This window comes from Turicibacter sp. HGF1 (assembly GCF_000191865.1).
Classification (GTDB): Bacteria; Bacillota_I; Bacilli_A; order MOL361; family Turicibacteraceae; genus Turicibacter; species Turicibacter sanguinis.
In genome coordinates this window covers 22842-40618 of the sequence record NZ_AEXQ01000059.1, presented here as the reverse complement: position 1 = coordinate 40618, position 17777 = coordinate 22842, and the positions used below count along the sequence as shown (strand labels likewise).

Genomic DNA, 17777 nt, shown 5'->3' with positions numbered 1-17777 from the left:
GATTGATGAAGTGAAATCAGTAAATTAAGGGAGATGAATTGTTTTTTTAGTGAAAATATTTTAAGATATTAATTAGAAAGTTAGGTGTTTTTAGATGAAGTTATTTGCATCAGATTACGATGGGACGTATTGTAAACATACAAAGCTTGGACGTCAACAATTAAAGGAAAATATTAAAGCAACTAAAGAGTGGCAAGAGATGGGGAATTTATTTATTTTCGCGACCGGTCGACCGATTTCATTAATGAAAATTGAACAGAAAATACATGGTCTAGTGTATGATTATATCGTGGGTTTAAATGGAGCAGTTATTGTCTCAAGTGATGGACAAGTTGTCTTTCGTCAGACGATAAAAAATGAAATAGCTAAACAAATTGTTGAGCTTATTCAAGAAAAAAAAATAACACAATATATGGTCACAGATGGATTAAATGGCCATTATTATACGACGTTTCATTTATTTAAAAGGGAATACTACCTATTTAAGATTTTGAAATGGACACATCGTTTGTTTAACTTAACGTTAACACAGGCACTTGAGCAACCAGTGGCCCAGATTGCAGTGAAAACGAACAGTCATGAAGAGGCTATTCAATTTGCCAAGATTATTAATGAAACGTTTGGTCATGAAGTAGTGGCCTATGCCAATTTACTACATGTCGATATTTGTGCCAAAAACTTATCAAAAGCAAGTGGGGTTTTTGAGGTGGCTAAGCGTCATCGAATTGAAACAGATGCGATTTATTGTATTGGTGATAGTTTTAATGATTTACCGATGATTGAGGCCTATCATGGCTTAACCATGATTGAAGCCGTTGATGATCTTAAGAAGCAAGCAGAAGCCGTTTTTAAAACGGTAAGTGAAGCATTTATCTATGCAAAAGAAAAGGTTTAGTCCAGGAGTGGGCTAAACCTTTTTCAATGGAGTCAAGATGACTTTTTGAAATATCATCATTTTACGGTATAAAATCAAGTCAAATATCACTACACTAAAAGAACGAAGAAAGGATGACTGACTATGATTATAATTGATTCAAAAACCCCACTCGATCTCTTTGAATTTGGTGTTATTTGTTATTGTCTAGATGCCAAGGAACTATCTGAACATGGACTGGTGATTAACCGAATGAATGAGTTTGAGTATTTAATTGGAAGGATCGATTTTATGCCGGATGAAACCCCATCAACAAAAGACTGGTTATTTGATAGATATCATCCAGGTATGATTTGGAGATGTCCAGAGGCATTAAAAGAGGCCTTGCTTGATCAGACCTTATTATTTCAAGACATCATCAGTCATTGGCTTCGAGCAGATGAATCCATTGGATTAATTAATACAGCTTTTAAAGTGGCATCCCTAACGTTATTAAATGATTACTTTCCACGAAAGGACTTAGTGATTCAATCATTAAATACGATTTTTTTAACGGAATCTCAACTCCTTAAAGAGATTCCCCTTCGTCAATCTGCCTTTTTTAAAGATCAATATGAGGGACAGTGGATTATTAGTCGAATTAATGTTTCGCTATTATGTTTGGTTCAAGTTTTCTATGAGGCAACAAATTCGACTTTAAAGCTAATATCAGAAGCTTTTATGATTAACGAACTCGCTCTTTTGGTGATGAAAGATCAGTTTAATGAGATGGAATGGGAAGAACTGACTTTAGCACAAGTACTTCTATTGAAAAACGTCATGCAACAGTCTTGCTCGCATCAAGAATTAAGTGAGGCTTTTAAACAAGCATTTCGAGTTTATCCGATGACAGACGTTCAAAACTGGATGAGTCCTCTTAAATTAAACCTAAATAAGTAACGATTAGGTTAAATTTAAAAAGATAGGGCATAGGCACTCAACTATTAACTCGTTGTTGGATATAATAACGTGACACAGTAGAAGAAGGAGGGGAGTTTATGTTCTATCGAAATTTAGCACCGGTGATTCCAATGATTTTGATGTCCAATCAGTTCCATCGACGTCCTGAACATCAAAATCATTCAAATTATGGAAGTGGTCAATTTAATTCAAGTCATGAAGAAGATGGATTTTTTGAAAATGACGAGATGTTTGGAGGTGGAGTTGTGGGACCATTATTAGTGGGAGGATTAACCGGCGTAGCACTAGCCAGTCTTTTTGGAAACAAACAAGCATATGCAGCGACACCATATCCAACACAAAGTGCATACCCAATGCAAAGTGCATACCCAATGCAAAGTGGGTATGCGTACCCAGTATCAACTTACCAACCACCTATTCAAGCAAGTGCCCCCTATTATCAACAGGTACCGATGGTAACTCAATCGATGCCAACTCAAGCACAAATTGTGAAGCCAAATACCGTTTCACAAGTGCAAGGGGGGGAACCTAAAATGCCGGCCATTCAAAATATGCCAAATGATATTACGATTCAAAAGCTAGGACAAGCTTATGTAACAAATCCACCGATGCCAAGCAATCAAGTCACGAATTCGATGCCTTATTACATGTTTTCAATTCGTAAAGAGCTACCCGATGAGATGAGAGGAATCATGCCTTTGCAAGGAAATATGATGTATCGTGTGATAGCTAGTCAACAGATTTGGACTGTGATCCCAAGTTATACATCTGTCAGTTATTTAGGATGAATGAGGCAAACCGACGAAGTTACTTCTTCGGTTTTTTTTATTGTTTTCGTATATTGATTAGGTACGCAAGGAATACTAAATGATATACAAAAAAAAGGTAGTGAGAGCTATGACAGTCACATTAATGATTCAAATTGCATTAATTCTTTGTGTAATCAGCATCATTGTTCTAGGGATTTTTGAAGTGATGACGTATGATGCTTTTGAACAGGAAATAACAGAAATCCGTGATGAACTCGAATCATTAGAAGAATAAAAAAGGTAATCTTGATAGATTACCTTTTAATGAGTTGAAATAGTGAAATAGAGTTGGTTGAAAATCGGAAGACCGTTGTTCCAAAGCTTAAGGAAATAATCCGTCGTTATCGTCCGATTGCCAGGTTGCCCATTATTTTCATCGAATGATTTAAGGGAGTCAAAAAAGTACATTTCATTTGTCGTGTCATCATATCCAACCAGTGTCATATAATGCTGCCAATTTAAAGAGTTTCCAATTAGGACGATAATTGGAGTTCCGGCCGTTAGTCGTGTTTTTAATGTTTCAAGGCTCCCCGTAAACATTTCAATGTTGTAGGCAGAATCCTTAAAATAGTTCAGGATTCCTTTGGGAAGAACATATCCTGAGACTGGAATTTTATAGTTGAGTTGATGATAGATATTCAGACCTGTTTGGCTTTCATGATAATGGCGAAGAACGTAAGCAATCGAGAAGGCGGAACATTCATTTATGATTTGTCTTTCAAAGGAATTCTCTTGCTCAATTGAAAAAGAAGAAGGAAAGGATATAGGAATTTTATCGTGTTTTGGAAAGGGGGATAAAAAATATAGAGTTAATAAGAGCATCATCATCAAAATGCCTAAGCTTGTATAAATGAATTTTTTCAATAAAATCACTCCTTTTTATTTAAATTATACTATAATTCTGTAAAAAAGGAAAATAAAGTAATTTAATCGAATTATGTCTAAAAAACATCACTCTAAAGGCTTATAACCAGTGATGTTTTTTTTCTTTAATTTAATAATCGGTATGTAATAAAATGAATGGTAGAAGTGGCAATTAATGTTAGTCAAAAGGTAGGTGATTTGCGATGATTCGATGGATAGTAGGGGCTATTCCGAGTGCTTTACTCATTATTTTTACTCATTTTATTATATGGTTAAATGAAGATCCAACCCTGTATCCGAGTAGGACATACTCTCTTGTATTTATCCTCACAAATTTACTTTTATTTTTCATTCAAGCTGTTACTTGCTCGGCATTACATCTTTCTAAATGTTTAATGTTAGGGATTTATTGTTTTATCACCATTCTATTGATTCTCTTTAATTTACTTTTCATTAAATTTCAATGGGTTTTGGAGTACCTCATCTTGCTGACGGTACTTTATTTCATTTATTGTTTGTTTGAGCATAGAAAGCGAATAAAAAAAGATTATGAGCTGTTGTAATTCATGAGTTAAATTGAGCACTTACCAGGCTAATAGAAGTTTAAGAAGTAGATAATGAAATAAAAATAGTTTAGAATGGATTGTAAGATAAACGCTAGATGGAGTGGGTAGAGTTGTTTTTAGGAATAGGTGATAAAGTAAAGAAATGTCGTACAGTATATGCTTTAAAACAAGCTTCGTTTTCTAAATTTGGGATTAGTCAGCATTATTTAAGTATGATTGAAAGCCAAAAACGGCAACCTACACTCGAAATGATTGATCAAATTTATGATGCATTTTATATATTAACTAATGGGGAAATTAAAAATTTATATACAAAAGAAACGTTTAGATACACAGAGGAAGAACAAGCCTTTGCTTATTTAACAAAAAAATGTCAAACTGAAAGAATCCCACTGCATTATCACGAGTCATTAAAAATTGCACAGCAATTTAATTTATGTGATCTTTTATACCGTTTAAATGTTGGAATGGGTGAACATTACCAATCTATTCTACAATATGAAGTGTCGACTAATTATTTTATGAAAGCCATTCATGTTGCAAATGGTATCCATTGTAATTTAGCCTACTGTTATCATCAATTAGGTCATAATATGAAAGAAACCGATAATTATAAAGTTGCCTTAATGTACTATTCATTGGCTGCCCAGTATACAGATGATAAGATGACTGCCTATTACTACCGTTTACGATATAATATGGCTTTAATAAATTTAGAACTTGAGAAGTATGCAGAAGGTTTGGAAGAAATAGAATCAATTTTAATTCAGTGTCAGGACAGTGAGACCCTCGCTGGAACATTAATGTTAAAATATTATGCTTTTATCAAAATGAAGAGATATCAAGAAGCTTATGAGTTGATAATTGACTTTATAAATAGGGAAAAATATGAGTATCATAAGGGAATGGCTTATCATAACTTAGGAGGGGTATTAATGCTAAATCAGAATTATGAAGAAGCCTTAGTTACAGTTCAAAAAGCTATTAAAATCAGAAAAACGCTCTTCCAACGTCAATTATCTAGACTTTTAGAGGGTAAAATTTATTTTTTATTAGATCAATATGAAGAAGCTAAGCAATGTTTTCTTGAATCGAAAGAAGAAATTATGGAAGGGGGAAATCAACGCTATGTAAAGGAGTGGTATGAATTCTCACTGAAGTTAGCTTATTCAATGAGTGACAAATCGCAACTCTCAATGTTGTTAGGTGAAATGAGAGATTTGGTGAAAAAAGGATGTTTAAGCGAAGCATTTTTAAATGGGCTTAAATTGGAGCTAATTAGATGGTATTGCCAAAGCGAATGCGATGAACTAGATGAAATGAAACGAGATTGTCTAACGATGATTTCAATCTAGACCATGATGAGAGTCATGGTCTTTTTGCGTACAATTTGATACAATAGATGAGTACTTTAAAAACGTGGAGGATGAACTCATGAGCAAACAATTAGTGTTAGCTGAAAAACCATCCGTTGGACGCGATATTGCACGCGTGCTAAACTGCCAAAAACAAGGCAATGGTTATTTAGAAGGAAAAGATTATATCGTAACGTGGGCGCTTGGACATTTGGTGACGCTTGCTGATCCTGAAGCTTACGATGTGAAATATAAATCATGGAATTTAGAAGATTTACCGATGTTACCTAAGCATTTTAAATTAGTGGTGATGCCAAAAAACTTCAAAACAATTTAAAGCGGTTAAAGAACAGATGTTAAGAAAAGATGTGTCTGCTATTGTTATTGCAACAGATGCAGGACGTGAAGGAGAATTAGTCGCGCGTTGGATCATTGAAAAAGTTGGGGTTAAAAAGCCGATTAAACGTTTATGGATTTCATCTGTAACGGATAAAGCAATTAAAGAGGGATTTAAATCATTAAAAGATGGACATCTTTATGATAATTTATATGCTTCAGCCATCGCCCGTTCAGAAGCGGATTGGATTGTTGGAATGAATGCAACACGCGCTTTGACAACGAAACATAATGCTTCTTTATCATGTGGACGTGTTCAAACCCCAACGCTTGCCATGATTGCTAAACGTGAAGATGAAATTAAACAATTTAAATCAAAACCTTTCTTTGGAATCAGTGCGATTAGTCATGGATTAAAGTTAACGTGGCAAGATAGTAAGTCAAAAGATGTTAAAACGTTTGATGAAGATAAAGTGACAGCCCTATTAACGACCTTAAATCAGCAACCAGCCATCATTGAGAAGGTAACGAAAGTTGAGAAAAAAGAGTATGCTAAAGGATTGTATGATTTAACAGAATTACAACGTGATGCGAACCGTTTATTTGGTTTCTCAGCGAAAGAAACGTTATCAATTATGCAAAAATTATATGAGCAACATAAAGCTCTGACGTATCCTCGTACCGATTCTCGTTATATCTCAAGTGATATTGTTGAAACGTTACCGGATCGTTTAAAAGCGGTGGCCATTGGTCCTTATCGTGGGGCAGCTAACGGATTATTAAAATCAAAAATCGTAGCCAATAAATCGTTTGTAGATGACAAAAAAGTAAGTGATCACCATGCCATTATTCCAACGGAACAAACGGTGTTATTAACGGATTTAAGTGATAAAGAACGTAAAATTTTCGACCTCGTCGTGAAACGATTCTTAGCGGTGTTATCAAAACCATTTGTATACGAGCAAACGACGCTTTTAGCTAAAATTGGGTCTGAGAACTTTACGGCAAAAGGAAAACGTGTGATTTCTGCGGGATATAAGGAAGTGTACGGCTTTGATGAAGATTCAGATGATGACCAAGTACTTCCGATTGTAGAAGAGGGCATGAAATTACCAATCTCAAGATTAATTAAGACACAAGGAAAGACACAACCACCGGCTTACTTTAATGAAGGAACCCTGTTATCAGCCATGGAAAATCCAGCACGCTTTATGAATTCAAGTGATAAAGAAATCGCGAAAACATTAAGTCAGACAGGTGGACTTGGAACGGTTGCAACACGTGCGGATATCATTGAAAAATTATTTAATGGTTTCATGATCGAGAAACGTGGTCAAGAGATTCATTTAACATCAAAGGGACGCCAATTACTTGAGCTGGCGCCAGCCGATTTAAAATCACCTGAGTTAACCGGGCAGTGGGAACAAAAGTTGAGTGATATTGCAAACGGTAAATTAAAACGTCAAGTTTTTGTTGGACAAATGCGTGAGTATGCGGTAGCAATCGTTGAAGAAATAAAAGGGAGCGACGCTAAATATAAGCACGATAATTTAACAACTACTAAATGTCCTGAGTGTGGGAAGCCCATGTTAGCGGTAAATGGAAAACGCGGTAAGATGTTAGTTTGCCAAGATCGCGAATGTGGAACGCGTAAAACAGTGTCTCAAGTGACAAATTCTCGTTGTCCAAACTGCCATAAAAAACTTGAGCTTCGTGGAGAAGGAGAAGGGCGCATCTTTGCTTGTACTTGTGGTTATCGTGAAAAGCTAAGCAACTTTAATAAACGTAGGCAAGAACAGAAAAAACAAGGAAGTAAACGTGATGTTCAAAAGTATTTACGTGAACAAGAAAAACAAGCAGAACCATTAAATTCAGCCTTTGCAGATGCATTTGCCAATTTAAAATTCTAATACATGAGGAGTTGTCAGACGACAACTCTTTTTTTAATAGGGGGAAAGTGTAAAAGGGAGGGGGGATTTTTTTATTATGAATTAATGAATGAAATAATCCTTTTATGAAATACTAAGAAATAGAATCGTTTACTTTTTAAAAGGAGTGAAGCTGATGAGAAGTTTTAGATGGGCATTCATGATGAGTTTCATCGTGTTTATTGCTTTAAGTCTTGTGGGATGGGGGCAACCTTCACCCTCGTTAATTGTAGAATCTTATTTTAGTGAAATCCAAAAAGGGACAGAAGGAGATTTTCTTAGTTTATTTAATGATGCTAAAATGAAAAAAACAGATCAGTTAACGGATGTTGATCAACGAATTTTTGAGTTAATAAAAGATATTCAATTTGAAGTTTTGTCACAGAAAATGAATAAAGAAGTCGCGTATGTTAAGGTGAGTGTCACGGGACCAGATATAGCAGCAGAACTCATGCAGTATCAATCTGCTTTTATTCAAGAAAGTCAAGATCACTCATCTCCTGTTTCTTTTGATGAGAATTTGATGCTATCTTGTTTAGAGGAGGTAACTTATACAGAGCGTTCGGCTGAGATTCGCTTAATAAAAAAAGATAGCACATGGAAAATTACAGATAGTCGTGAAAGTATTTTATATCTATTGTTTAACTTACAATCAGCAACCTTTAATCAATGAATTTAAAAAACGAAGTTCGATAATCAGAACTTCGTTTTTTAAATGTATATTTCATTTTTTTCCATTCGGTTATAGACAAAATTATCAACGTAATGTCCAGTATAGGCATCTTGAAAAATAATATAAAGATTGCCAAATTCATCGAAGGAAACATCATCAATCGTCACGGTTGTTTCACCATAAATTCTTCCATCTTGTTCTGTTTCACGTTGAACTCGTTCAATACTTTCAGTGATAGTATATTGTTGTTTTTTATTGTCCGCGGAAATAATTTCCCAACCGAGGAGTTTTAAAATTTCAAGAATATTCATGCAAATCACCTCTTATCGATTTCATTATGGAATAAAGTGGAGAGATTTATTCAAAAGTGAGTCTATTTCAATTCAGATTCTTTTTTAAAGATGATGAACAAATTTTTAAAAATAATGAAGTGAAAAGATGGGTCATCAGTTTAAGATTTGAATTTCATTTCAAGGCATTTGAGGCGATAGGAGGATCACTAGACGTAAGCCTAATTTTATCAAGGGATCTGTTCCCTCTTAATTCAAGTGATGGTTCAATGATAACTTTGGTTTAAGAGGGCAAGAAGGTCCCTAAAAAATAAGTCATAATGTAGGAGTCATTGTATTTTTTAACCTATTTAATGAGTATTTTCAATTAAACTGTGAATGATGAGAGACACTTTATGGGCTTTTAACATAAGATATACTAGTCTGAAAAAAAGGAGTGATAACATGGCTCAAACGTTGTTAGATATTCAGTATGGGGATGTATTTGGCAATGTCAAATGTGAGAAAGTTGTGCTTTATGGAGATTCAGAAGATGATGGACTTTTTATGAATCAGTTGAAATTAGTAGTGGCTGGAAAAGAAATCGCGCCATTAAGTTGTGAGTTACCATTCGGTGGATATGCGATGCATTTATATTTAGGGGATTTTTTATCATTAGGAAAAGATCAAATTTTGGTGGTTGGTCAATCAGGTGGTAGTGGAGATTATACAGTTTTAGGATTGGTTGAGGTAGAAAAAAATCAGTTGAAGTTGGTATGTCGTGATGATGAGATTTCAAAGCAGTTGGTATTTAGCACACAACTTGTAAATGATGAGCAGGCCTTTGTTCTTTGTGATCAAACCCAAATGATATTTTTAGTAGAGATAGACGATGAAAACTCATTGCCACAAGTTTTGGCACCGAATGTGATTTATCCGATTAAGCAACCGTATCAAGATGCGTTTAGTTTATTAGTTCAACAGCGAATTATAGGACAGACAAATTCTCAAACACTTGGTATGATCCAATCTATTCTAGTTTTTAATGATCAAGGAAAGTTAGTGATTCAGAATCAATATTTGCTTGAACCAGGATATGAAAAGTGAGGTTTTAACTCGCTTTTTATTTTACTAAAATTTATGAAATCGATACCATTCTATATTTACCTCTTTTTCATTTAATGCTATAATTCATCTTAAATAGGAATAATAATAATGGAAAGGAGCGTAGCGACTTTTCATGTGACGGGGATTTGGGGACGGAGAATTAAATAGTTATTGATTGTGTGGGAAGGTTCCCTTATTTGGTGTGAGTTTTCATGAAAAGTAGCGATAGAATAGGATGGGAAGAAGAGATGAGTTTGAACAACGGTTAGCGAAGCATTATGATGACTTAAAGTGGACGTATCATTATGTCTATGATCAATTTGGAGCGAGTGATGAAGATTTTGAGTCGCTGATGAGGGTGATTGAAAAAAAATATCAGGAACGTCAAGCAGAACTTAAAGCATTAGATCAGCGTGATTCACATTGGTTTATGGCCCAGGATATGATTGGAATGATGCTTTATGTGGATTTATTTGCGGTGGATTTGAAAAATTTAAGTCAAAAAATTCCGTATTTGAAAGAGTTAGGGGTGACGTATGTTCATTTGATGCCTCTTTTAAAGCCTCGTGAAGGGGAAAATGATGGAGGGTATGCGGTAGAAGATTACCGTGATATTGATCCACGCATTGGAACGATGAATGATTTTATTCAGATGTTAAGCGAGTTTCGGGAAGCGGGGATTTCGGTTTGCATCGACTACGTGTTAAATCACACGGCGAAGGAACATGAGTGGGCGAAACGTGCGCTTGAGGGGAATTATTTTTATCAGAGCATGTATATGATGTATGAGCATTATGATATTCCAGCTCTTTATAATAAGACGGTGCCTGAGGTTTTACCGGATAAGTGCCCGGGGAATTTTACTTATTATGAAGAAATTAATCATCATGTCTTTACGTCGTTTAGTGATTTTCAGTGGGATTTGAATTTTAAGAATCCTTATGTGTTTGAGCAAATGGTTGATATTATGTTGTTTTTAGCAAATACAGGGGTTAATATTATTCGGTTAGATGCGATTCCGTTTATGTGGAAAGAGCTTGGAACGTCGTGCCGTAATTTACCGATGATTCATGAATTGATGCATCTGCTACATCTGATTAAAGAAATTGCGTGTCCATCCCTTGTTTTACTTGGAGAAGCGATTGTTGAGCCTTATGAGATTGTAAAGTATTTTGGAGATGAGCACAAAGTCGAGTGCGAGTTAATGTATAATGCGAATTTTATGGTGAATATTTGGAATTCGTTAGCGACTCGGGATACTCGTGTCATGCGTTTGGATAGTGAGAGGTACACGACACCAAAATCGGGAACTTGGATTAATTATGCACGTTGTCACGATGATATTGGATGGGGATTTAGTGAGGATGCGATTTGGTTAACGGGCTCAAATCCAGTGGATCATAAGCAATTTATGATTGATTTTTATAGCGGAAAGTTCCCGGGAAGTTTTGCAACAGGAGAAATTTATCAATATAATCCAGTGACGCGTGATGCAAGAATTAATGGAACACTTGCAAGTTTAGCTGGACTTGAGCAGGCGTTAAGATATGATAATAGTGCCATGATTGAAACAGCCATTGCTCGTATTAATCTCATACACGCCTTATTACTAGGATCACAAGGAATCCCGCTTCTTTATAGTTGTGATGAATTAGCAACGATTAATGATTATTCTTACTTAGAAGATGAACATAAATGCCGTGAAGGGCGTTGGGTTCACCGACCAGCAATGGACTGGGATCGTGCGAAAAAACGTCATGATTTAACGACACCAGTGGGTCAAGTTTTCCAAATGCTAAAGCATCTCATTAACATTCGCAAAAATGAGCCATTATTTGCTGGGGATGTGAAAAATGAGATCCTCCGCTTGTCAAATCACCATGTTTATGGAATCGGCAAATTCCAAGATGATGCCAAAATGTTATTATTATTTAACTTCTCCGAACATAAATTGTATCTTCCAACAACTGAAATGAAACAGTGTGGATTTAGTGGGATGATGTCAGACCTTGTCAGTGATAAAAGGATTCATTTAGAAGATGAAGTGATTGTTGTTGAACCTTATGAATTTTTATGGTTTAAAAATTAGATAAAAAAGCAGTTCGAATCAGTCGAACTGCTTTTTCTTTGGGGGAGTAGCGTGAAGGAAAGATTCCTTATTCTATGGGTGGTTTTAAAGGTAAATATGACAGGATGTCACATTTCTTTAAAAAAGAGTTTAGGTCAGTTGATTATGGGGGATTACCTTGTGCTATAATAGAGCGTAACGCTGTTAGGAGGTTTTAAGATGGATCAAATGTATTTAGTCATGTTTTTACGTGAAGGTGGGTATATCGAATCAAATGTTGACTTATTAGAACTTGACCGTTCAACGCTTGAACAAGTCATTGAACGTTTAGTAGATTATCATAATAGTGAAGAATTAGAAGATGAATTAAGAGGATGTGGCCTAAATGCTCGTGCGATTATTCGCACGTACTTAAATCATGTCGGGGATTATGGATACGAAGATTTCTATCATTTAGAATTAGTGAGTCCAAAATCATTATAGTTGTCTTTAATGATCAAGGATAAAAAGATACAAAAGTTCAGCAAATTAAATAAAAAGCCTTATCCAGTGGGATAAGGCTTTTTACATGATGATGGACCTTTTTTAGGTCTTCTAAGTAATAGGACATTTGCTCTTCTGTGACTTGAGGAAACGTCTCATAATAGGCTCCTACTGAGGTGAAGTGATCGATTGAATGAAGACAAATAATCTCATCTACAAATTGACGGAGGGCTTCAATCGTTTCTGTTGGTCCAACAGGAACCGCTAAAATCAATTTTTTGGGTTGATGAGCTTTAATCGATTTAATGGCAGCTAAAAGAGTAAATCCTGTCGCTATTCCATCATCGACTAAAATGACCACTTTATGTTGAACGTTTGGAAAGGAATCATGGCCACGATATGTGACTAATCGTCGCTTGATTTCACGTAATTCTTTTTCAATCTCTTGCTCAATATAGCCAGTCGGAACGTGGAGGTGTTCAATATATTCTTCATACAATAAATATTGTCCATCGACAGTTACGGCTCCAATCGCTATTTCTTTATGATGAGGAGCTCCAATTTTTCGAGTAATTATCAAATCCCATTCAAATTGAAAATGTTTAATTGAAGGAAGGCCCACTTCAACTCCACCTCTAGGGACTAAAAGCATGATTATCTCTTTATCATGGTAGAGTTTTAAATGTTGACTTAATAATTCACCTGCATCAAAACGGTTTTTAAATAACAATTTTCATCACCACTTTTTCTAAATTATTTTTAGTATGGACGAAATAGAATAGGTTATTGGCTACATACTAAAGAAAGATATAGACGCTTTAAAATAGAAAAATTTTTAAAAAAGCAATATAGTAAATTTTAGAATTTTTTGAAAGCGTGTATACAAAAGATGTAACCGGTGTTATAATAGCTTTCGCTCGTCATTTTTTGACGAAAAGTGAAATGTCAAATCATATGCTTAAGTCTAGAGTTAGGTTTAGATTAATTATTAATGTATTTAAAGGAGAGCTGACACCATGAAAGTCGTTGTAGTTATTGACTCATTAAAAGGAAGTTTAAGTTCAATAGAAGCAGGTGAAGCAGCAAAAGCAGGTATCTTAGCTGCTAATTCTAATGCGACGGTTGTTGTAAAACCATTAGCTGATGGTGGAGAAGGAACAACAGAAGCGTTAGTAGCTGGAATGAATGGTGAGTTAAAAAATGTAGAAGTGTGTGGACCACTACATGAAAAAGTTTGTGCCCAAATTGGGATGATTGGTGAAACAGCTGTGATTGAAATGGCCCAAGCAGCAGGACTTCCATTAGTAGCAGTAGAAAATCGTAATCCATTAGTGACAACAACCTATGGTGTTGGAGAGATGATTAAAAATTGCATCGAGGCTGGATGTAAAAAATTTATTGTTGGAATTGGTGGATCATCAACAAATGATGCCGGGCTTGGGATGTTAATGGCTTTAGGATTTAAATTCTTAGATGCTAATGGACAAGAAGTGATGCAAGGGGGCCAAGGTCTTAGCCAAGTGGTTTCAATTGATGAAACAAATGTGTTACCTGAATTAGCGTCATGTGACTTTAAAATTGCTTGCGATGTTAATAATCCTTTATATGGAACACTTGGTGCTGCGTATATTTATGCACCACAAAAAGGAGCAAATCCTGAAATGGTAGAAGCATTAGATGCAGGATTAAAGCATTTTGCAGATGTTGTCGCAAAGCATAAAGGACAAGATTTTGCTCATTTACCAGGTGCTGGAGCGGCAGGTGGACTTGGATTTGCGTTCACCGCATTCTTAGGCGGAACATTAGAATCTGGTGTTAAAATTATTTTAGAAGAAACGAAGTTAGAAGAAGAATTAAAAGACGCTGATTTTGTTATGACGGGAGAAGGTCGTATTGATCATCAAACGGCAATGGGGAAAGCTCCAATTGGAGTTGCCAAGCTTGCAAAAAAATATAATTGTAAAGTCATTGGAGTAGCGGGAGCTACAACAAATGATGCGAAAAAATGCAATGAAGAAGGAATGGATGCTTACTTCTCAATCGTTAATAGTGCGATGTCTTTAGAAGAAGCAATGAAGCCAGAAGTTGCTTACGAAAATATGAAACAAACAACGCAGCAAATCTTTAATTTAATTCAAGCCATTAACTAAATGACAATTTCATAAAGGAGAGTAACCACATGGATTTACAGATTACAACGTTTGGTGCGCTACTTGGGTTAGCTGTAGCCATTTTCTTAATTATTAAAAAGGGACATCCAGCTTACAGCTTAATTTTAGGAGCTTTAATTGGTGGACTTGTTGGAGGAGCAGGACTTGATGGAACTGTTTCAACGATGATTGATGGGGCCAAAGGAATGATGCCGGCCATTATTCGTATCATTACGTCTGGAGTTTTAGCTGGAGTTTTAATCAAAACGGGATCAGCAGCTAAAATTGCAGAACAGATTGTTAAAGTATTAGGAGAAAAACGCGCGTTATTCGCTTTAGCTTTAGCGACAATGATTTTAACAGCAGCTGGGGTATTTATTGATATCGCAGTTATTACAGTAGCACCGATTGCTTTAGCATTAGGTAAAAAATTAAACTATTCAAAAATGGCAATCTTACTTGCGATGATTGGTGGAGGAAAATGTGGAAATGTTATCTCTCCAAATCCAAACACGATTGCAGCTTCTGAAAACTTTGGTGTTGAATTATCAAGTTTAATGGGAGCAAACGTGATTGCGGCCATTTGTGGTTTAATTGTGACGGTTTTCTTAGTTAAGTTATTAATTAATAAAGGTGAAAAAGTAACAGAAATCGTTGTAGAAGAAAATCAAGACGACTTACCAAGCTTCTTTGCAGCGGTTATTGGACCAGTTGTTGCCATTCTTTTATTAGCTTTACGTCCATTGGCTGGAATTACAGTAGACCCATTAATTGCTTTACCAGTAGGTGGAATCATCGGCGTGATTGCTTGTGGAAAATGGAAACATACTAATGAGTATATTACATTTGGATTAACAAAAATGATGCCAGTTGCAGTTCTTTTAGTTGGAACGGGAGCAGTAGCAGGTATTATTAAAGCATCAACGTTACAAACAACAACCATTGCTTTATTAAATGGATTAAGTATTCCAGAATTCTTATTAGCTCCAATTGCAGGGATTTTAATGGGAGCGGCGACTGCTTCAACAACAGCAGGAACAACGATTGCTTCGGCAACATTTGGACCGGCTATTATGGCTGCAGGTGTATCTCCACTTGGTGGAGCGGCAATGGTTCATGCAGGGGCAACTGTACTTGACCACTTACCACATGGATCATTCTTTCATGCAACAGCAGGAGCAACAAATGTTAGCATCAATGAACGTTTAAAATTAATCCCTTACGAGTCATTAGTTGGGTTAACCATTACGATTGTGACAACGATTATTTGGGGGATTATACTTTAATATGATTAAACCACCCATTATGGGTGGTTTTTTATATGAGTTGAAGAATTGTGGAATCTAATTATACGGTAATTATACAAGTGAGTAATTGACGAGATGTTTTTATAGCAGTAAAATATTGATTAAACTTAATGAGATAAATATTTTTCGGGTTAATGTCATATAATTTAAGCGTTAAGATGATGAGGAGTGAGGTTATGTCCATTTTAAAAAGATTTACCGATATTATGTCAGCTAATATGAATGCCTTATTAGATAAGTGTGAGGATCCTAGTAAAATGGTGGATCAGATTTTACGTAATCTAAATGAGGATTTAGGAAAAGTAAAATCAGAAACCGCAGCAGTTATGGCTGAAGAAATACGTTCTAAACGTGAATTAGCTGAATGCACACAAGAAGTAAATAAGTTATTAACGTATGCTAAACGTGCAGTTGAGGCAGGAAATGATGACGATGCTCGTTTATTCTTATCTAAAAAAGCAACCTTAGTGGAGAAACAACAAACCCTTGAACAAAAAGTTCAAATGGCTTCTGAAAATGCTAGAAAAATGCGCCAAATGCATGATAAACTAGTCAGTGAAATTAATGATTTAAATACACGTCGTGAAACCATTAAGGCAAAAGTAGCAGCTGCGAATATGCAATCGCGCTTAAATGAAATTGGAAGCTCTGTAGGAGCAGCTAAAACGAACTTAGGAGCATTTGCCCGTATGGAGGAAAAAGCCAACCGTATGCTTGATGAAGCGAATGCGATGGCAGATTTAAATGTGTCACCGGTTGATGAAGTCGAGTCGTTAATGAGCAAATACGATGCCCCCTCTTCGGCTGTTGAAGATGAGCTAGCAGCCCTCAAAGGTGGAAGTTCATCGGTGATTGATGATGAATTAGCCGCTTTAAAGAATGAATTAAACTAAAGAGTAATCAGGTTGTGGCTAGTCTACTAGTTGCAACCTTTTTTAGAGAGGGAGTGAAAAGATGGATGGGCACCAAAAAGAAGAGGTCGAAGTTTTTACATGTGAAAACTGTGGCGGAAATATGATTTTTGATATTAAATCCCAATCATTAAAGTGTCCCTATTGTGAGACAGAAGTAAAAATTGATAATAGTGGGGATGTTTTAGAATACGATTTTTCCAACGTGTCACGCCTTGAAGCACAATCTGATTGGAATGAGGAAGCAGAAGTTATTAAATGTGAAAGCTGTGGAGCCGAAACGGTTGTTGATAGACAGTCAACGGCTATCCATTGTTCATATTGTGGCTCTTCTCATGTTCTTAAAACAAAGCAATCAGCAGGGATTAAGCCAGAAGGCGTTTTACCCTTTAAAATAGATAAACATCAGGCCATGGAAGAAATGAGTCGTTGGATGAAAAGACGTTGGTTAGCGCCAAATGATTTAAAGTTATTGTATCAAAGTGATAAGTTACAAGCGGTTTATGTACCATATTGGACCTATGATGCTCAAACTTATAGTACGTATACAGGCCAAGGCGGTCGTTATTATTATGAGACACGTGAAGTGAATGGGAAAAAAGAGACGATTCAAAAGATAAGATGGTATCCGGTCAATGGACAGTTGCATGAATTTTTTGATGATGTTTTGGTGAACGCCTCGGCCCATTACTCCGATCAAATCATGAGTGGGGTAGAGCCTTATAATACCGATCGCATAGAACCCTATAAACCAGAATATTTATCAGGTTATCTAGCGGAACGGTATTATCTAGGGGTAAGTGAAGGTTTCTCATGTGCTAAACAAAAAATGGTTCGAGAACTAGAATCAATGGCGCATCATGAGATTATGTGTCGTTTCGATACCGCAAGAAATGTTGTTGTCAGAACGCAGTATCAGAATGTGACGTTTAAGCATGTGTTATTACCGATTTGGTGTGCTAATTATGATTATAAAGGAAAAAACTATCAATATATTATTAATGGTGAAACAGGCCGTGTGCACGGGACGTATCCTTATAGCTTGGTTAAAATTACGGTACTCATTATACTAGGAGCACTTGCTCTTTATTTATTCTTTGTTTATTTTAATAGTTAG

Annotated in this window: 18 protein-coding genes; 15 read left to right on the top strand and 3 right to left on the bottom strand. The window is 35.8% G+C overall.

The annotated features are described in order from the left end of the window. The first annotated feature begins 94 nt into the window (after nucleotides 1-94). From HMPREF9402_RS05410 to HMPREF9402_RS14510, 4 genes are all read left to right on the top strand, one after another. Nucleotides 95-895 carry an HAD-IIB family hydrolase gene (locus HMPREF9402_RS05410; protein ID WP_009606790.1) on the top strand — a complete coding sequence of 267 codons (801 nt, stop codon included), beginning with the start codon at nucleotides 95-97 and terminating at the stop codon, nucleotides 893-895. A gap of 123 nt (nucleotides 896-1018) precedes the next feature. Then, entirely contained in the window at nucleotides 1019-1813 is a 795-nt protein-coding gene (locus HMPREF9402_RS05405; RefSeq protein ID WP_009606762.1) for a hypothetical protein, read from the top strand. A gap of 98 nt (nucleotides 1814-1911) precedes the next feature. After that, nucleotides 1912-2622, top strand: coding sequence for a hypothetical protein (locus HMPREF9402_RS05400; protein WP_009606797.1), 711 nt, complete (start codon nucleotides 1912-1914; stop codon nucleotides 2620-2622). Between the two features lie 109 nt (nucleotides 2623-2731). Next, a complete protein-coding gene (locus HMPREF9402_RS14510) occupies nucleotides 2732-2878 on the top strand; it encodes a hypothetical protein (RefSeq protein WP_009606785.1) in 147 nt (48 codons plus the stop codon). 26 nt (nucleotides 2879-2904) lie between these two features. Here HMPREF9402_RS14510 and HMPREF9402_RS05395 read toward each other — a convergent pair whose 3' ends face one another. Then, on the bottom strand, nucleotides 2905-3516 hold the full coding sequence (locus HMPREF9402_RS05395) for a C39 family peptidase (protein WP_238526647.1): 612 nt from the start codon (nucleotides 3514-3516) through the stop codon (nucleotides 2905-2907). Between the two features lie 652 nt (nucleotides 3517-4168). On the opposite strand from HMPREF9402_RS05395, the gene HMPREF9402_RS05390 reads away from it, so the two are divergent. The 4 genes from HMPREF9402_RS05390 (at nucleotide 4169) to HMPREF9402_RS05380 (ending at nucleotide 8365) form a co-directional block, all read left to right on the top strand. Then, a complete protein-coding gene (locus HMPREF9402_RS05390) occupies nucleotides 4169-5428 on the top strand; it encodes a helix-turn-helix transcriptional regulator (protein ID WP_009606795.1) in 1260 nt (419 codons plus the stop codon). Nucleotides 5429-5507: 79 nt separating this feature from the next. Continuing rightward, entirely contained in the window at nucleotides 5508-5765 is a 258-nt protein-coding gene (locus tag HMPREF9402_RS14975; protein WP_009606779.1) for a toprim domain-containing protein, read from the top strand. 16 nt (nucleotides 5766-5781) lie between these two features. Beyond that, on the top strand, nucleotides 5782-7674 hold the full coding sequence (locus tag HMPREF9402_RS05385) for a DNA topoisomerase III (RefSeq protein WP_009606794.1): 1893 nt from the start codon (nucleotides 5782-5784) through the stop codon (nucleotides 7672-7674). Between the two features lie 154 nt (nucleotides 7675-7828). Continuing rightward, nucleotides 7829-8365 carry a hypothetical protein gene (locus tag HMPREF9402_RS05380; RefSeq protein ID WP_009606765.1) on the top strand — a complete coding sequence of 179 codons (537 nt, stop codon included), beginning with the start codon at nucleotides 7829-7831 and terminating at the stop codon, nucleotides 8363-8365. Nucleotides 8366-8403: 38 nt separating this feature from the next. Here HMPREF9402_RS05380 and HMPREF9402_RS05375 read toward each other — a convergent pair whose 3' ends face one another. Next, complete coding sequence (locus HMPREF9402_RS05375; protein WP_006783593.1) at nucleotides 8404-8676, bottom strand: hypothetical protein; 273 nt, start codon at nucleotides 8674-8676, stop codon at nucleotides 8404-8406. Nucleotides 8677-9099: 423 nt separating this feature from the next. On the opposite strand from HMPREF9402_RS05375, the gene HMPREF9402_RS05365 reads away from it, so the two are divergent. The 3 genes from HMPREF9402_RS05365 (at nucleotide 9100) to HMPREF9402_RS05355 (ending at nucleotide 12292) form a co-directional block, all read left to right on the top strand. Further along, entirely contained in the window at nucleotides 9100-9741 is a 642-nt protein-coding gene (locus HMPREF9402_RS05365; RefSeq protein WP_006783594.1) for a hypothetical protein, read from the top strand. A 235-nt stretch (nucleotides 9742-9976) separates the two neighbouring features. Further along, nucleotides 9977-11830, top strand: coding sequence for an alpha-amylase family protein (locus tag HMPREF9402_RS05360; RefSeq protein WP_009606792.1), 1854 nt, complete (start codon nucleotides 9977-9979; stop codon nucleotides 11828-11830). Nucleotides 11831-12028: 198 nt separating this feature from the next. Beyond that, nucleotides 12029-12292, top strand: a complete 264-nt coding sequence (locus tag HMPREF9402_RS05355; protein WP_006783596.1) for a hypothetical protein — start codon at nucleotides 12029-12031, stop codon at nucleotides 12290-12292. A gap of 37 nt (nucleotides 12293-12329) precedes the next feature. Here the strand turns inward: HMPREF9402_RS05355 and HMPREF9402_RS05350 are convergent, their stop codons facing one another. Next, nucleotides 12330-13022: a phosphoribosyltransferase gene (locus tag HMPREF9402_RS05350; protein WP_009606787.1), complete on the bottom strand. Its 693-nt coding sequence runs from the start codon at nucleotides 13020-13022 to the stop codon at nucleotides 12330-12332. Between the two features lie 286 nt (nucleotides 13023-13308). Between HMPREF9402_RS05350 and HMPREF9402_RS05345 the strand changes: the two genes are divergently transcribed. The 4 genes from HMPREF9402_RS05345 (at nucleotide 13309) to HMPREF9402_RS05330 (ending at nucleotide 17777) form a co-directional block, all read left to right on the top strand. Then, the gene (locus HMPREF9402_RS05345; RefSeq protein WP_006783598.1) at nucleotides 13309-14442 is read left to right on the top strand and encodes a glycerate kinase family protein; all 1134 of its coding nucleotides are present in this window, start codon (nucleotides 13309-13311) and stop codon (nucleotides 14440-14442) included. Between the two features lie 29 nt (nucleotides 14443-14471). Then, a complete protein-coding gene (locus tag HMPREF9402_RS05340) occupies nucleotides 14472-15728 on the top strand; it encodes a GntP family permease (RefSeq protein WP_006783599.1) in 1257 nt (418 codons plus the stop codon). A 197-nt stretch (nucleotides 15729-15925) separates the two neighbouring features. Next, on the top strand, nucleotides 15926-16642 hold the full coding sequence (locus tag HMPREF9402_RS05335) for a PspA/IM30 family protein (protein ID WP_009606755.1): 717 nt from the start codon (nucleotides 15926-15928) through the stop codon (nucleotides 16640-16642). Between the two features lie 61 nt (nucleotides 16643-16703). Beyond that, entirely contained in the window at nucleotides 16704-17777 is a 1074-nt protein-coding gene (locus tag HMPREF9402_RS05330) for a hypothetical protein (RefSeq protein ID WP_009606775.1), read from the top strand.

Bases quoted from the DNA above. Each gene is read 5' to 3' on its own strand.
- HMPREF9402_RS05410 (WP_009606790.1), top strand. From the start codon at position 95: ATGAAGTTATTTGCATCAGATTACGATGGGACGTATTGTAAACATACA.
- HMPREF9402_RS05405 (WP_009606762.1), top strand. From the start codon at position 1,019: ATGATTATAATTGATTCAAAAACCCCACTCGATCTCTTTGAATTTGGT.
- HMPREF9402_RS05400 (WP_009606797.1), top strand. From the start codon at position 1,912: ATGTTCTATCGAAATTTAGCACCGGTGATTCCAATGATTTTGATGTCC.
- HMPREF9402_RS14510 (WP_009606785.1), top strand. From the start codon at position 2,732: ATGACAGTCACATTAATGATTCAAATTGCATTAATTCTTTGTGTAATC.
- HMPREF9402_RS05390 (WP_009606795.1), top strand. From the start codon at position 4,169: ATGGAGTGGGTAGAGTTGTTTTTAGGAATAGGTGATAAAGTAAAGAAA.
- HMPREF9402_RS14975 (WP_009606779.1), top strand. From the start codon at position 5,508: ATGAGCAAACAATTAGTGTTAGCTGAAAAACCATCCGTTGGACGCGAT.
- HMPREF9402_RS05385 (WP_009606794.1), top strand. From the start codon at position 5,782: ATGTTAAGAAAAGATGTGTCTGCTATTGTTATTGCAACAGATGCAGGA.
- HMPREF9402_RS05380 (WP_009606765.1), top strand. From the start codon at position 7,829: ATGAGAAGTTTTAGATGGGCATTCATGATGAGTTTCATCGTGTTTATT.
- HMPREF9402_RS05375 (WP_006783593.1), bottom strand. From the start codon at position 8,676: ATGAATATTCTTGAAATTTTAAAACTCCTCGGTTGGGAAATTATTTCC.
- HMPREF9402_RS05365 (WP_006783594.1), top strand. From the start codon at position 9,100: ATGGCTCAAACGTTGTTAGATATTCAGTATGGGGATGTATTTGGCAAT.
- HMPREF9402_RS05360 (WP_009606792.1), top strand. From the start codon at position 9,977: ATGGGAAGAAGAGATGAGTTTGAACAACGGTTAGCGAAGCATTATGAT.
- HMPREF9402_RS05355 (WP_006783596.1), top strand. From the start codon at position 12,029: ATGGATCAAATGTATTTAGTCATGTTTTTACGTGAAGGTGGGTATATC.
- HMPREF9402_RS05345 (WP_006783598.1), top strand. From the start codon at position 13,309: ATGAAAGTCGTTGTAGTTATTGACTCATTAAAAGGAAGTTTAAGTTCA.
- HMPREF9402_RS05340 (WP_006783599.1), top strand. From the start codon at position 14,472: ATGGATTTACAGATTACAACGTTTGGTGCGCTACTTGGGTTAGCTGTA.
- HMPREF9402_RS05335 (WP_009606755.1), top strand. From the start codon at position 15,926: ATGTCCATTTTAAAAAGATTTACCGATATTATGTCAGCTAATATGAAT.
- HMPREF9402_RS05330 (WP_009606775.1), top strand. From the start codon at position 16,704: ATGGATGGGCACCAAAAAGAAGAGGTCGAAGTTTTTACATGTGAAAAC.